This window comes from Klebsiella sp. JN_Kp127, from assembly GCF_040062505.1.
GTDB lineage: Bacteria > Pseudomonadota > Gammaproteobacteria > Enterobacterales > Enterobacteriaceae > Klebsiella > Klebsiella quasipneumoniae.
Window position 1 is genome coordinate 13,257 of the sequence record NZ_JBEAHS010000007.1, and the last position, 13,698, is coordinate 26,954.

12 protein-coding genes are annotated in these 13,698 nt (G+C 59.0%); 6 read left to right on the top strand and 6 right to left on the bottom strand.

All coding sequences use genetic code 11. The annotated features are described in order from the left end of the window. Positions 1-4: 4 nt before the first annotated feature. The 3 genes from gutM to gutQ all read left to right on the top strand — a co-directional run bounded on the left by gutM (position 5) and on the right by gutQ (position 2,162). Complete coding sequence (gene gutM / locus ABLV04_RS04900) at positions 5-364, top strand: transcriptional regulator GutM (RefSeq protein WP_023290773.1); 360 nt, start codon at positions 5-7, stop codon at positions 362-364. Positions 365-430: 66 nt separating this feature from the next. Then, complete coding sequence (locus ABLV04_RS04905) at positions 431-1,204, top strand: DNA-binding transcriptional repressor (protein ID WP_004205671.1); 774 nt, start codon at positions 431-433, stop codon at positions 1,202-1,204. Beyond that, positions 1,197-2,162 carry an arabinose-5-phosphate isomerase GutQ gene (gene gutQ, locus ABLV04_RS04910; protein WP_032453823.1) on the top strand — a complete coding sequence of 322 codons (966 nt, stop codon included), beginning with the start codon at positions 1,197-1,199 and terminating at the stop codon, positions 2,160-2,162. Before ABLV04_RS04905 ends, gutQ begins: the two co-directional genes overlap by 8 nt. On the opposite strand, the gene norR is transcribed toward gutQ, so the two are convergent. After that, a complete protein-coding gene (gene norR / locus ABLV04_RS04915) occupies positions 2,125-3,675 on the bottom strand; it encodes a nitric oxide reductase transcriptional regulator NorR (protein ID WP_048335079.1) in 1,551 nt (516 codons plus the stop codon). The two genes, gutQ and norR, sit on opposite strands and share 38 nt — an antisense overlap. A gap of 187 nt (positions 3,676-3,862) precedes the next feature. On the opposite strand from norR, the gene norV reads away from it, so the two are divergent. Together norV and norW are read left to right on the top strand one after the other, a co-directional pair. Next, entirely contained in the window at positions 3,863-5,311 is a 1,449-nt protein-coding gene (gene norV / locus ABLV04_RS04920) for an anaerobic nitric oxide reductase flavorubredoxin (protein ID WP_023290776.1), read from the top strand. Further along, positions 5,308-6,444, top strand: a complete 1,137-nt coding sequence (gene norW / locus ABLV04_RS04925) for an NADH:flavorubredoxin reductase NorW (protein WP_348815431.1) — start codon at positions 5,308-5,310, stop codon at positions 6,442-6,444. The genes norV and norW overlap by 4 nt, the downstream gene beginning before the upstream one ends. Positions 6,445-7,273: 829 nt before the next feature. On the opposite strand, the gene ABLV04_RS04930 is transcribed toward norW, so the two are convergent. Both ABLV04_RS04930 and ABLV04_RS04935 read right to left on the bottom strand, forming a co-directional pair. Further along, a complete protein-coding gene (locus ABLV04_RS04930; RefSeq protein ID WP_050533586.1) occupies positions 7,274-8,221 on the bottom strand; it encodes a hydroxyacid dehydrogenase in 948 nt (315 codons plus the stop codon). Continuing rightward, on the bottom strand, positions 8,218-8,913 hold the full coding sequence (locus ABLV04_RS04935; protein WP_048298100.1) for a diguanylate cyclase: 696 nt from the start codon (positions 8,911-8,913) through the stop codon (positions 8,218-8,220). Before ABLV04_RS04935 ends, ABLV04_RS04930 begins: the two co-directional genes overlap by 4 nt. 166 nt (positions 8,914-9,079) lie before the next feature. On the opposite strand from ABLV04_RS04935, the gene ABLV04_RS04940 reads away from it, so the two are divergent. After that, positions 9,080-9,796 carry an IclR family transcriptional regulator gene (locus ABLV04_RS04940; RefSeq protein ID WP_023290781.1) on the top strand — a complete coding sequence of 239 codons (717 nt, stop codon included), beginning with the start codon at positions 9,080-9,082 and terminating at the stop codon, positions 9,794-9,796. 39 nt (positions 9,797-9,835) lie between these two features. On the opposite strand, the gene ABLV04_RS04945 is transcribed toward ABLV04_RS04940, so the two are convergent. Genes ABLV04_RS04945 through ABLV04_RS04955 form a run of 3 tightly spaced genes read right to left on the bottom strand, consistent with a single transcriptional unit; the run spans position 9,836 to position 13,542 of the window. Continuing rightward, complete coding sequence (locus ABLV04_RS04945) at positions 9,836-11,170, bottom strand: MFS transporter (protein WP_023290782.1); 1,335 nt, start codon at positions 11,168-11,170, stop codon at positions 9,836-9,838. 58 nt (positions 11,171-11,228) lie between these two features. Next, on the bottom strand, positions 11,229-12,497 hold the full coding sequence (locus ABLV04_RS04950; protein WP_023290783.1) for an MFS transporter: 1,269 nt from the start codon (positions 12,495-12,497) through the stop codon (positions 11,229-11,231). Continuing rightward, positions 12,487-13,542 carry an amidohydrolase family protein gene (locus ABLV04_RS04955; protein WP_032453872.1) on the bottom strand — a complete coding sequence of 352 codons (1,056 nt, stop codon included), beginning with the start codon at positions 13,540-13,542 and terminating at the stop codon, positions 12,487-12,489. Before ABLV04_RS04955 ends, ABLV04_RS04950 begins: the two co-directional genes overlap by 11 nt. Between the last annotated feature and the right edge of the window lie 156 nt (positions 13,543-13,698).

Genomic DNA, 13,698 nt, shown 5'->3' on the forward strand with positions numbered 1-13,698 from the left:
ACCTATGGTTACCGCACTCATCACCGTCGCCGCCATCGCCTGGCTTACCCAACTGGCCTTCGGCGGCTGGCAGATCCGCCGCTTCAATCGCGCCTTCGACAGCCTGTGCCAGCAGGGTCGGGTGGGGGTCGGCCGCTCCGCCGGGCGCTTTCAACCGCGCGCCATCGTCGCTATCGCCGTTGATGATGACAACCGCATTTGCGACACGCTGCTGATGAAAGGCTTCACCATTTTCGCCCGACCGCAAAAAATCCCCGCGCTGGATGGCAAACATATCGGGGAATTGCAGCCTGATGTGATCTTTCCCCATGATCCGCGCTGTCAGAATGCACTATCATTAGCGCTTAATCCGAAACATGGATAATTTCGTTGTAAAAGTAAATATCTTGCGAAATTATCACTTCGAAACTTAAACGCAGGATAGACGCCTATGAAACCACGTCAGCGCCAGGCAGCCATTCTCGAGTTCCTGCAGTCGCAGGGAAAATGCTCGGTCGAAGAGCTGGCGCAACACTTCGATACTACCGGCACCACCATCCGCAAGGATCTGGTCACGCTGGAAAACGCCGGCACCGTCATTCGCACCTACGGTGGCGTGGTACTCAACAAAGATGAAGCCGATCCGCCGATCGATCATAAAACGCTGATCAACACCCATAAGAAAGCGCGCATCGCCGAAGCGGCGGTGCGCTTTATTCATGATGGCGACTCCCTCATCCTCGATGCCGGCAGCACGGTGCTGCAGATGGTCCCACTGCTCAGCCGCTTCAATAACATCACGGTGATGACCAACAGCCTGCATATCGTCAACGCCCTTGCCGAACTGGATAATGAACAGACTATCCTGATGCCCGGCGGCACCTTCCGCAAAAAATCGGCCTCCTTTCACGGCCAGCTGGCGGAAAACGCCTTCGAACAGTTCAGTTTCGACAAGCTGTTTATGGGCACCGACGGCATCGATCTGAACGCCGGCGTCACCACCTTCAATGAGGTGTATACCGTCAGCAAGGCGATGTGCAACGCCGCCCGCGAAGTGATCCTGATGGCCGACTCGTCAAAGTTTGGCCGTAAAAGCCCCAATATCGTCTGCGGCCTGGAGCGCGTGGATAAATTGATTACCGATGCCGATATTGACCCTGCATTCCAGCGGGCGCTGGAAGCCAAAGGCATAGAAGTCATCATTACTGGAGAACATCATGAGTAACTTTTTGTTAGAGGCCGGACGCCAGACCCTGATGCTGGAGCTACAGGAGGCGAGCCGCCTGCCGGAACGCCTGGGCGACGACTTCATCCGCGCGGCGGAAACCATCATCCACTGCGAGGGCAAACTGATTGTCTCCGGTATCGGTAAATCCGGTCATATCGGCAAAAAGCTGGCGGCGACTTTCGCCAGCACCGGCACCCCGGCCTTTTTTGTCCATCCGGCGGAAGCGCTGCACGGCGATCTTGGCATGCTCGACGGCCGCGACGTGATGCTGTTTATCTCCTACTCCGGCAGCGCGAAAGAGCTGGATCTGATCGTGCCGCGGCTGGAGGAAAAAGGTATCCCGCTGCTGGCGATGACCGGCAAATCCACCTCGCCGCTGGCGCTGGCGGCGAAAGCGGTGCTGGATATCGCCGTCGAGCGAGAGGCCTGTCCGATGCACCTGGCGCCGACCTCCAGCACCGTCAACACCCTGATGCTTGGCGATGCGCTGGCGATGGCGGTCATGCAGGCCCGCGGCTTCAATGAAGAGGATTTTGCCCGCTCCCACCCGGCAGGGGCGCTCGGCGCGCGTCTGCTGAACAAAGTGCATCACCTGATGCGCCGCGACGACGAAGTGCCGCGCGTCGGCACGGACGCCAACGTCATGAACGCGATGCTCGAGCTAAGCCGCACCGGGCTCGGCCTGGTGGCGGTCTGCGATGAGGCCAACCGCGTGCAGGGGGTCTTCACCGACGGCGACCTGCGCCGCTGGCTGGTGGGCGGCGGCACCTTAAACGACGGCGTCGCGCAGGCGATGACCCGCAACGGCGTGACGCTACAGGCGGAGAGCCGCGCGGTGGAAGCTAAAGAGCGGCTGATGAAGCACAAAATCAGCGCCGCGCCGGTAGTCGATGAAAACGGCCAACTGGTCGGCGCCATCAACCTGCAGAACTTTTACCAGGCCGGGATCCTTTAAGCCCCAGACGTTTCGCCAGCCGGTGCAGGTTGGCGACGTCGAGTTCCAGCGCGCGGGCGGTCGCCGCCCAGTTGCCCTGATGTGCCGCCAGCGCGCGGGCAATCGCCTCGCGCTGGAAATTATCCGTGGCTTCGCGCAGATTCACGTTGCCCATTGCCGGCGCCGCTGCCGCCGCCTCGGTCGGCAACGTCGGCGCAGTCGCTGTAAACTCGAAATGCTGCGGCTCCAGTACTATGTCATCGCCAGCCTGAGTAGCCCGCGCCAGCACCACCGCGCGGTGAATGGCATGCTCCAGTTCGCGCACGTTGCCCGGCCACGACCACTGCTGCAGCCTGTTTCGCGTTGCCTCACTTAAAATTACCCGCGCCAGCCCCATCCGCAGGCGGCACTGCTCGCAAAAATAGCCAGCCAGCAGCACCACGTCATTTTCCCGCTCGCGCAGCGCCGGAACCGACAGCGGGAAGACGCTCAGCCGGTGATAGAGGTCGGCGCGAAAGCGCCCTTCCACCACCTCCTGGCGCAGATCGCGGTTGGTGGCCGCCAGCACCCGCACATCGACCCGCAGGCTGCGGTCATCACCGACACGCTGAATATCACCATACTGCAGGACGCGCAGCAGCTTCGCCTGCAGCGCCAGCGACAGCTCGCCGATTTCGTCGAGGAACAGCGTGCCGTTATCGGCCATCTCAAATTTGCCGCTGCGATTGCTGATAGCCCCGGTAAACGCCCCTTTCACGTGACCGAACAGCTCGCTCTCCGCCACGCTCTCCGGCAGCGCCGCGCAGTTGAGGTACACCAGCGGGTTAGCCGCACGCGGCGATCCCTGATGCACCGCCTTCGCCACCAGCTCCTTACCGGTCCCCGTTTCGCCGCTGATCAGCACGTTCAAATCCGAGGCGGCGACAATCTCGATCTCTTTTTTCAGCTGCAGCATCGGCGCCGACAGGCCGATGATCTCCTGACGCTCCGGCTGCGGGTAATTCACCACCTGCGCGGGCAGGACGTTTTGCGCTTCAAGGCGGGCGATAAGCAGCGCGTTATTCAGCGCCCCGGCCACCAGCGCGGCAATCAGTCGCAGCTCTTCATCGCTGAAGCTGTCGAAGCGGTCGGCATCCATGCCGTCAAGAGTTAGCGCGCCGATCAGCGTTTGCCCGGCAAACAGCGGCAACCCCACGCAGGCGTGAACCTTGAGGCTCTCCTGGCCGGGGATCAGGCCGTCATAGGGGTCCGGCAGGTCGCTGTCCGCCGGGAAGCGCACCACATCGCCGGCGCGGGCGATCGCCTCCAGCCGCGGATGCCCATCCAGTGCAAAGCGCCGGCCAAGCACATCCTGCGCCAGACCATCGATCGCCAGCGGCACAAACTGATGGGCCTCATAGCGCAGCAGCGCCGAGGCGTCGCAGCCAAGGATCTGCCGCAGGGTGGCGATCAGGCGCGAAAAGCGGTCGACGTGGCCGATATCGCTTTGTAAATCAATGGCGATTCTCGCCAGCGCCTCGACGGAAAAACTCATCATCGCTCCATTGTCATTTTGACAGCCAATATAGTCATATCGACTATTTTAATCATTGTCATTTTGACAGCAACTAAAATCATGAAAATTTAAAAAATGATTTTATTCAATAAGTTAAAAAACTGGCACGCAACTTGTAATACATCAATCAACTGACTTTGAACACACTGTATTAATTGAGGTTGCTATGTCTATTGTGGTGAAAAATAACATTCTTTGGGTTGGCCAACGTGACTGGGAAGTGCGTGATTTCCACGGCACCGAATATAAAACGCTGCGCGGCAGCAGCTATAACAGCTATCTCATCCGCGAAGAGAAAAACGTGCTGATCGATACCGTCGATCATAAATTCAGCCGCGAGTTCGTGCAGAATCTGCGCCGCGAAATCGACCTCGCCGACCTCGACTACATCGTTATTAACCACGCCGAAGAGGACCACGCCGGCGCGTTGACTGAGCTGATGATGCAGATCCCGGATACGCCGATCTACTGCACCGCCAACGCCATCGACTCCATCAACGGCCACCACCACCATCCGGAGTGGAACTTCCACGTGGTGAAAACGGGCGACACCCTCGATATCGGCAATGGTAAGCAGCTGATCTTCGTGGAAACGCCAATGCTGCACTGGCCGGACAGCATGATGACTTACCTGACCGGCGACGCGGTGCTGTTCAGCAATGACGCCTTCGGCCAGCACTACTGCGACGAACATCTGTTCAACGATGAAGTGGACCAGACTGAACTGTACGAACAGTGCCAGCGCTACTACGCCAACATCCTGACGCCCTTCAGCCGCCTGGTGACGCCGAAAATTAACGAAATTCTCGGCTTCAACCTGCCGGTAGCGATGATTGCCACCTCCCACGGCGTGGTCTGGCGCGATAACCCGACGCAAATCGTCGAGAAATACCTCGAATGGGCGGCGGATTATCAGGAAGATCGCATCACGATTTTCTACGACACCATGTCCAACAACACCCGCATGATGGCGGACGCCATTGCCCAGGGGATCACCGAGGTCGACCCACGGGTGGCGGTGAAAATCTTTAACGTCGCCCGCAGCGACAAAAACGACATTTTGACCAACGTTTTCCGCTCAAAAGGCGTTCTGGTGGGCACCTCCACCATGAACAACGTCATGATGCCGAAAATTGCCGGGCTGGTGGAAGAGATGACCGGGCTGCGTTTTCGCAACAAACGCGCCAGCGCCTTTGGCTCCCACGGCTGGAGCGGCGGCGCGGTAGACCGCCTGTCCACCCGCCTGCAGGATGCCGGGTTTGAAATGTCCCTGAGTCTGAAGGCCAAATGGCGCCCGGATATCGATGCGCTCGAACTGTGCCGCCAACACGGGCGCGACATCGCCCGCCAGTGGGCGCTCGCTCCATTGCCGGTGGCTGAAGCGACAGTCACGCCGGAACAACAGGAGTGCGCCTGTGCCGCCGCCGCGGCCGCCGATCTCGGTCCCATGATGCAGTGCAGCGTCTGCCAGTGGGTGTATGACCCGGCGAAGGGCGAACCTAACCAGGATGTGCAGCCAGGTACGCCGTGGAGCGACGTGCCGGATAACTTCCTCTGCCCTGAATGTTCGCTGGGTAAAGATGTGTTTGATGTTCTGGCGACGGAGGCAAAATGAGTGATGGCATCGTCATCATCGGCTCGGGCTTCGCGGCCCGCCAGCTGGTGAAAAATATTCGTAAGCAGGATGCCGAGATCCCGCTGACCCTCATCGCCGCCGACAGCATGGATGAGTATAACAAGCCCGATCTCAGCCACGTCATCAGCCGCGGACAGCACGCCGACGATCTGACTCTGCAAAGCGCCGGCGAGTTCGCCGAACAGTACCACCTGCGCTTGTTTCCCCATACCTGGGTGAGCGATATCGACGCTGAAAACCATCGGGTGAAAAGCCTGGATAAGCAGTGGCGCTACGACAAACTGGTGCTGGCCACCGGCGCCACGCCGTTTATCCCCCCGGTGCCGGGCCGCGAGCTGATGCTAACGCTGAACAGCCAGCGCGAATATGGCGCGGCGCAGAGCCAGCTCCGCGACGCCAGGCGGGTGCTGATCGTCGGCGGCGGCCTGATTGGCTGCGAGCTGGCGATGGATTTCTGTCGCGCCGGTAAAGCGGTAACGGTGGTCGATAATGCCGCCAGCGTGCTGGCGGCGCTGATGCCGCCGGAGGTCAGCAGCCGTCTGCAGCATCGCCTCACCGGGATGGGCGTCCATCTGATGTTAAAAACGCAGCTGGAAAGGCTTGAACACACCGCCGACGGCATCCGCGTCAGTCTCGACCGCCAGCGCGCGATAACCGTCGATGCGGTGGTGGCCGCCGCCGGCCTGCGCCCGGAAACCTCGCTGGCGCGCCACGCCGGACTGCAGATTAACCGCGGCGTGGTGGTCAATAGCCAGCTGCAAACCAGCGACCCGGCGATTTACGCCCTCGGCGACTGTGCGGAAATCAACGGTACGGTACTGCCGTTCCTGCAGCCGATTTTGCTCAGCGCCATGTGCCTGAGTAAAAACCTGCTGGCGCAGGCAGGCGAACTCAAGCTGCCGCCAATGCTGGTGAAGGTGAAGACCCCGGATCTGCCGCTGCATCTGGCCGGCGACACCCGCCGCGAGGATCTGACGTGGAACATCGTGGCCGCCAAAGAGGGGCTGGTGGCGAAAGGGCTGGATGCGGCGAATCAACTGCGCGCCTTTGTGGTCAGCGAAGACAAGATGAAAGCCGCCTTCGCGCTGCTCAAACAGCTGGTGAGTGAATGACCTTCCAGGCAGCCCTGTTTTGCCGTTAGTTTGCCGGGTGGCGCTACGCTTACCCGGCCTACGGATGTAACCCGTAAGCTCAGATACGGTAGGCCCGCGCAAGCGCAGCGCCGCCGGGCACGTGTTCATTACCTCCCACGCATCCCTGTTACGCCGCCATTTTGCCGGGTGGCGCTACGCTTACCCGGCCTACGGATCGTCCAACCTGTCGTTAATATATTCACCATGGTTGCTGAAACTGCCTGTGCTGGCGGCCTCAAAATCGCTGAGACGTTCCCGGAAGGCCGGGGCAGCCCGCATGGATGCGGGCTGAGGGCCGTGTTTTGCACGGACGCTGCCTCGGCCCGACCCGAAGCCTGCAGGGATAAGTCGAAGGGACCGCGTAGCGGCGATTTTGCTGGCCGGAGCCCGGGGGTACAGGGGGCGGCGGCGACTGGCCGCCCCCTGTGCGCTCCCTGCGCCATGCCAGGCATAACGCAGACGATTAACCGGGAGCGCAATGTACGCTGAAATCACACGCGACAGACGCTTTTTGCCGGAGTGAGAAAATGGCAATCCAATAACCGTATCTGCAATACACGCATCCCTGTTGCGCCGCCATTTTGCCGGGTGGCGCTACGCTTACCCGGCCTACGGATGTAGCCCGTAAGCTCAGATACGGTAGGCCCGCGCAAGCGCAGCGCCGCCGGGCACGCGTTCATTACCTCCCACGCAGCCCTGTTGCACGATTAGTTTGCCGGGTGGCGCTGCGCCTTACCCGGCCTGCGGATGCCGCCCGTAAGCTCATCAGGGCAAAATAATTAACCGGAAGCGCAGGTTCGATTAACACTTAATACGTTGTTTCTGTCTGAGCCGACTCCTGCAGCGCCTGCAGAATATTGGCCGCGGCAGCGGTCCCCATTTTCACGTAAGAGGCATCGCTTACGCCGCCCACATGCGGAGACAGAATCACATTATCGATCGCCTGCCAGATGTGGGGCGTGGTTAATGGTTCACTGTTAAAGCTGTCGAGCGCCGCCCAGCGCAAGGTCCCCGCTTTTAATGCCGCGGCCAGCGCCGCATCGTCAATCAACCCGCCGCGCGCGGTATTGACCAGGATGGCGCCCGGCTTACACTGCGCCAGCGTGGCGGCATTGATCATTCCCCTGTTTTGTTGCGTCAAGGGGCAATGAAGGGACAGCACATCGGCCTGCATGAGCAGATCGTTAAGTTCAGCAACACGTTCACATCCCGGCGGGACCGCTTTCGCATAGGGATCGTAAGCCAGAACCTTCATACCAAAGGCACAGGCAATCTTCGCCACCCGGCTGCCAATGGCGCCCAGGCCGATGAGTCCCAGCGTTCTGCCCTCAAGCTCAAGCGATTTATGCGTGGATTTATCCCAGTGCCCTTCACGCAGGCGGCGGTCGAGCGGAATGACCGACTTAGCACAGGCCAAAATTAATGCCCAGGTATGTTCGGACACCGCGGCGGCATTCGCCCCGATCGCTGCGCGAACCAGAATGCCGCGCGCGGCAGCCGCCTCGGCGTCAATGACATCAATGCCGCTGCCATGTTTGGCAATCACCTTCAATGCCGGGGCCGCATCCATAACGGCGGCAGTGATGTGGCCATAGCGCACCAGGATCGCGACGGGATTGTGCTGCTGGCACAGAGCGATCAGCTGGGCCTCTGTAGGCTGGCGGCCGGCAAAGACAAGTTCGTAATCTTCCAGCATCCCCAGCGCCGCGTCAGCCAAATCGCTGCCGGTAATCAGTACCACGTTTTTAGCACTCATGGCAGCGTCTCCCCTTCGCTCAGCATCCCCGCCTGACGCAGGGCGCTCTCCAGCCAGTGCGGACGTAGATCGCCATCGCGGATAGCAACCAGACGTTTTGCTTCCATCTCCAGTTTGCCTTTCGCCAGTTCGATGATGGTGCGGACTTCCTCGCGTGGGATAACGACCACGCCGTCAATATCCCCGACCACTAAGTCCCCCGCCTGCACCGCGGCGCCGCCGACCGAAATGGCATGATTGACCCGGCCTGGAATGAACTTGGTCGGGCCGCACGGGTTCAGGCCGGCAGCGAACACCGGGAAGCGTTGTTTGCTTAAGGTCTCCGCATCGCGAACGGCGCCATCGATAACGATCCCGGCGATACCGCTGGCCTGCGCCTGCGTGGCCATGATCTCCCCCAGCAGCGCGCAGGAGAGATCGCCTTTCCCGTCGATCACTAATACATCGCCAGGTTTAGCGACGGCCATCGCGGCGTGAATAGCCAGGTTATCCCCCGGGCGAACCTCGACGGTAATCGCCGGCCCGGCGACCGCCATATGCGGCGCCAGCGGCTTGATGCGGCCATGTAATGTGCCACGGCGTCCGGCCACGTCAGCCAGAATGGCGGCCTGAAATTCGGCGGCCTGACGGACTTCTTCCGCGGTAACACGCGCAATAGCAAAATTGATGAGTTTCTGTTGCGAAGCAGGCATGGTGACTCTCCATTTGTTTTACTAGATACAACTCATGTGTACTATATAAAACAACTATACGTGCATTGCTTCGCTTTTCGCCAGTGTTGCGAAGTTGTTTGTGATGTAAACACGAAGTTACTCACAAAATTCAGGTACAATTTTGTTCGGCAAAAAGGAGAACATGATGGGGAATGAAGGCGTAATTGCCGTTGAAAAGGCGCTGGCTTTACTTGATTGCTTCCGTCCCGGTAATGACAGTCTGACGTTAACGGAGCTGGCCCAGCTTTCGGGATATCACAAAACAACCGTTTATCGCCTGATGAATTCGCTTGAGCGAATGAACTACATCATCCGGCACGACGATGGCACCTATACGCTCGGCCACCGTCTGCTCTATCTTGGCAAGCTCTATGAGCAATCATTTGAACTTGCCAGAGTGGTACAGCCGGAATTGCAGGCGCTGTCACAGGCCTCCAGCGAAAGCGCAAGCTGGTATGTGATTGAGGGGGGGCAACGCCTGTGCCTGTTCCGCGCCGAAGCCTCCCAGGGATTGCGCCACAGCAACCTGCCTGGCAGCCAGTTCCCGCTGGATGGTTCCGCTATCAGTAAGGTTTTACGCCGCTGGGGATTGGGTGAATCGTTGCCGGAAGACGAACCGACGCTGCCGTTCTATACCTCCGGCGCGCGCGACCCGCACACCGCGGCCTTCGCCATGCCAGTGTTTGGCGTCCACGATAAACTGATCGCGGCGCTGGCCCTGACCGGGCCGGCATCGCGTCTGACGGAAGATCGTAAAGCGAGCGGCATCAGCCAGCTCATGCAGGAGACGGCCAACCGCCTGTCGCTCAAGCTAGGCGCCAGTAAGACATTCTGCGAAACGTTTTACGGTGTGAAAGAGTAAGCTTTGCTGAGAAGGCGGGAAAAATCCCGCCTTTGCTTATTAATGGGTCATCTGTTTTTCCTGCCTGGCCGTCTGCGAGTAACGGCGCCCCATGGCCAGCACCGCAATGCCGCCTGCCAGACACAAGCCTGCCAGCGGGAGCATCGCCAGCGTATGGCTTCCTGTCCGTTCGCTAATCATGCCGTAGGCATTCACCATCACCGCGCCGCCAATCAGGTTGGCGATCGCCCCGATGGCCGCCAGCCCGGCGGCGGCTGAGGTGCTGCTCATCCAGCCCGACGCCAGCGCCCAGAAGGGCCCCTTCATCGCATAAGCGCCAATCAGAATGGTGCTGAGGATCGCAATGGTGGCCGGCAGCGACAGATTGATAAACGCCGCAAACACGCCGCCCGCGATCATAAAGAGGGTGAGCGCCGTGTGCCAGCGGCGTTCATTACTTCGATCCGAACTGCGCCCCCAGACAATCATCAGCACCGAGGCCAGACCATAGGGGATGGCATTAAGCAGCCCGGTGGTCAGGTTATCCAGATGGAACGACTTCAGCAGCTGGGGAGACCAGACGCTAAGGGTCGTGCCGGCAGAAGAGGCGCCGGCGTAAATCAGCGCCATGAGCCAGATTTGACGATGCTTCAACAGTTGCCAGGTGGAGGTGTGGCCGATCTGTTTCTGCTGTTGGCGCTCCGCCTGAAGCGTGTTTTCCAGCCATGCTTTCTGACGATCGTTTAACCAGCCAGCCTGGTGTGGACGGTCCCGCAAGATGAAAAACGCGGCTATCCCCAGCAGGACCGCCGGCAGCCCTTCAATAATGAATAACAGATGCCAGCCGCGCAGACCTAACCACCCATCCATCATCAGTATCAACCCGGAAAGCGGGGAACCGATAAAGTTAGCCAGCGGAATGGCCACCATAAACGAGGCGATGATCCGCGCCCGGTAGCGCGACGGGATCCACCAGGTAAGATAGAGCACCACGCCCGGGAAAAAGCCCGCTTCGGCAGCTCCCAGCAAAAAGCGTACGATGTAAAGGGAGGTGGTATTTTGCACCAGCGCCATACACATCGATACCACTCCCCAGCTGATCATAATGCGCGGGATCCACAATCGTGCCCCCACCTTCTGCATCGCCAGGTTGCTGGGTACTTCAAAGATAAAGTAGGCCACAAAATACAAGCTGCTGGCGAAGCCGAAAGCCGCCTTACTCAGGCCCAGATCCTGATTCATCTGCAGCGCCGCCATGCCTATGTTGCCGCGGTCAATAATCGATACCAGGTAGCTCACCACCAGGAAAGGCAGGATGCGCCAGATAACCCGTCGCATGGTTTCTTTTTCCAGCGCGTCGTTATCGCTCGCGCGGTGCGGTAATTGATCGGTCATGGTTTCCTCGCAGGGTTTCATTATGTTTATCAGGAAAACGATGTAGAGATGAAATAAGTTACTTCAGCTTGATGCCTCTGGTTTCCGGCGCTCGCCACACCACCAGCATCGCCGCAAGGAAAGCAACCACGGTCGTCGCCAGTCCCGCGGTGAAACCGCCAGCGTTGGCGACAGCGCCAATCAGTAGCGGCGCAATAAATCCGCCCAGACGGCCTCCGTTATAGGCGAGCCCCATCAGGAAGCCCCGGGATGAGGTGTCCCCGATGATTTCCGCCAGGAAGGGTCCCGAGCCCGCAAAAATACCGTTAACCCCGAAACCGGCCATGAAAATCGCCACCATCAGAATGAAGGGTTGCGTGGTCACAAGGTACAGCGCGACGGCAATGGCGCCGGTTAACAGATAAATCAGGAACATCGGACGGCGTCCCCACTTATCCGCCAGCACCGAAAACACCAGAAAACCCGCGATGGCCCCAGCCTGCAGCGCAAGTACAAACTTCAGGCTGTGCAAAAAATCCAGATGTTTGACTTCCCGCAGATAGGTGGGTGTCCAGGTAAATACGCCCCAGAACAGATACTGAATAAAAAAGATAAAGACAAAGGCCAACAGCAGACCTCGCAGATTCTGTTTACCCAGCTTGACGGCAGGTTGACGACTCGTCGCCTTCGCCTGTTGACGAGCAAGCCAAACCTGCGATTCCGGTGTGAACCAGGCGACCACACTCATAATGAATACCGGCAGCGCGCCGATCATAAACAGATAGCGCCATGCACCCTGCTCCAGGCCGCCGTTGACCGAGCTGACGATTGCCGTCAGGCTGATAGCCAGAATCGCGCCAACAGGTAAGCCCATTTGCATCAACGCGCCGCCGCGCGCGCGCCGTTCAGGTCGCCAGGTTTCAGCAATCAGCGCCGCGCCCGAGGTCCACATTCCGCCCATACCCAGCGCGCCGCAAAAACGTAAAAGCGCGAAATGTTGTTGATCGTGCGTAAAGGCTAACAGGCCGGAAAAGAGTGAATAGATGGCGATACAGATCAGCGCCGTTTTCACACGCCCAATTTTATCGGCGATAAAACCAAACAGGATCCCGCCAATAATCTGCCCCCCGGCCGTGACGCTGATAAACAGCCCAAGCTCGGTTTTATTAATACCGAACACCACGCCCAGCACTGGCAACAGCAATGAAAGCAGAAAGGAGTCGTAGCTTTCAAATGTCCAGCCAAGGCCGCCCAGCGCCAGCGTCCGCCTCTCAGCGACGCGTTGTGGCAATGCGTCAGGCGTCGCTTTAGTCGCAGTAAATTGATTTAGCTCGCTTTTACTGGTCATTGATATTCTCCACAGAGGTTAACCGATAACAGGTTGCGGCGGTACGCCAGAACAACTGCGCCTGTTCGTCAGGGGACGCCTGTTGCGCCAGGCGTTTGCAGGCGTTCCAGAAAACGCCGTAGCTGAACATGCCTTTATCGACGGGAAAGTTGCTGGCGAACATGCAGCGTTCGGCACCGAAAAGAGAAACGATGGTCTCAAACCACGGCATCCATGCCTGTGCCAGCATTTGCGAATCCGGCGGCGTCTCTGCCGCTGCGAAGTGAAATCCCCTGACCGTCATCCCAAAGCCGCTAATTTTTACGCATACGTTCGGCAGTTCCGCCAGACGTCGCATACCGTTTCGCCACTGCTGAAACATGTCCGGATCCCGTTCTGAACAGGGTCCAACGCCGACCGGCCCGCCGCAGTGATCGATCACAATCTGTAACGTTGGTATTTCCCGCGCCAGATCGGCAATCTCCTCCAGCTGCGTGTGGTAAACCCATACATCGAGCGACAATGCATGCCTCGCGAGACAGGCAGCGCCCCGGCGGAACGGAGCGCTCTGCGCCAGGCCTGCCGGTGGCGTAACCGGGCTGGAGGTAACCCGCGGATCGGGATGCCAGGCCAACGGATTGCGCATCCCACGCAGCCGCCCGCCGGATAACGCTATCGCGCGCTCAATGGCAGGCTGCATCGCGTCCCCCGCCAGTAAACTGAGCCCGCCGATGATGGCTTCGCATCCGAGCGCGTTTGCATAATGTCCGCTGGCGAACATCGCGGCGATACCGCTGGCAAACTCGATTTCACCAAGCGGTTTAAGCGTCTCCGGCCCGTCGCGACGCAACATAGAGCGGCATTGCACATAGACCGATGAGACAACGCGATGCCCTGAGGTCTGGATATCGTCGCTGAACTCATGGGTGAGATAGCGGCCGGTTTGCCGATCCCAAAGATGATGATGCGCATCAATGATGGGCAGCTCGGGTTGTAATGGCGCTTCACGATGTAACGCAAGCCACTCGTTTCTGACCGCAAGGTGCGGCGCGGTAACGATCTCCATGAACACCTCGTTTTGTTTTACCCTGTACAACAGTGTTTTATTTTACAAAACTACTATAACGAGGCCGCCGTGTTTTTATCCAGTTAACGATTGGTTTAAATGATGTAAATAAGAGGTGAATCACAGATGTATAAGGTCGTTAAAAGCGGGGGAAGG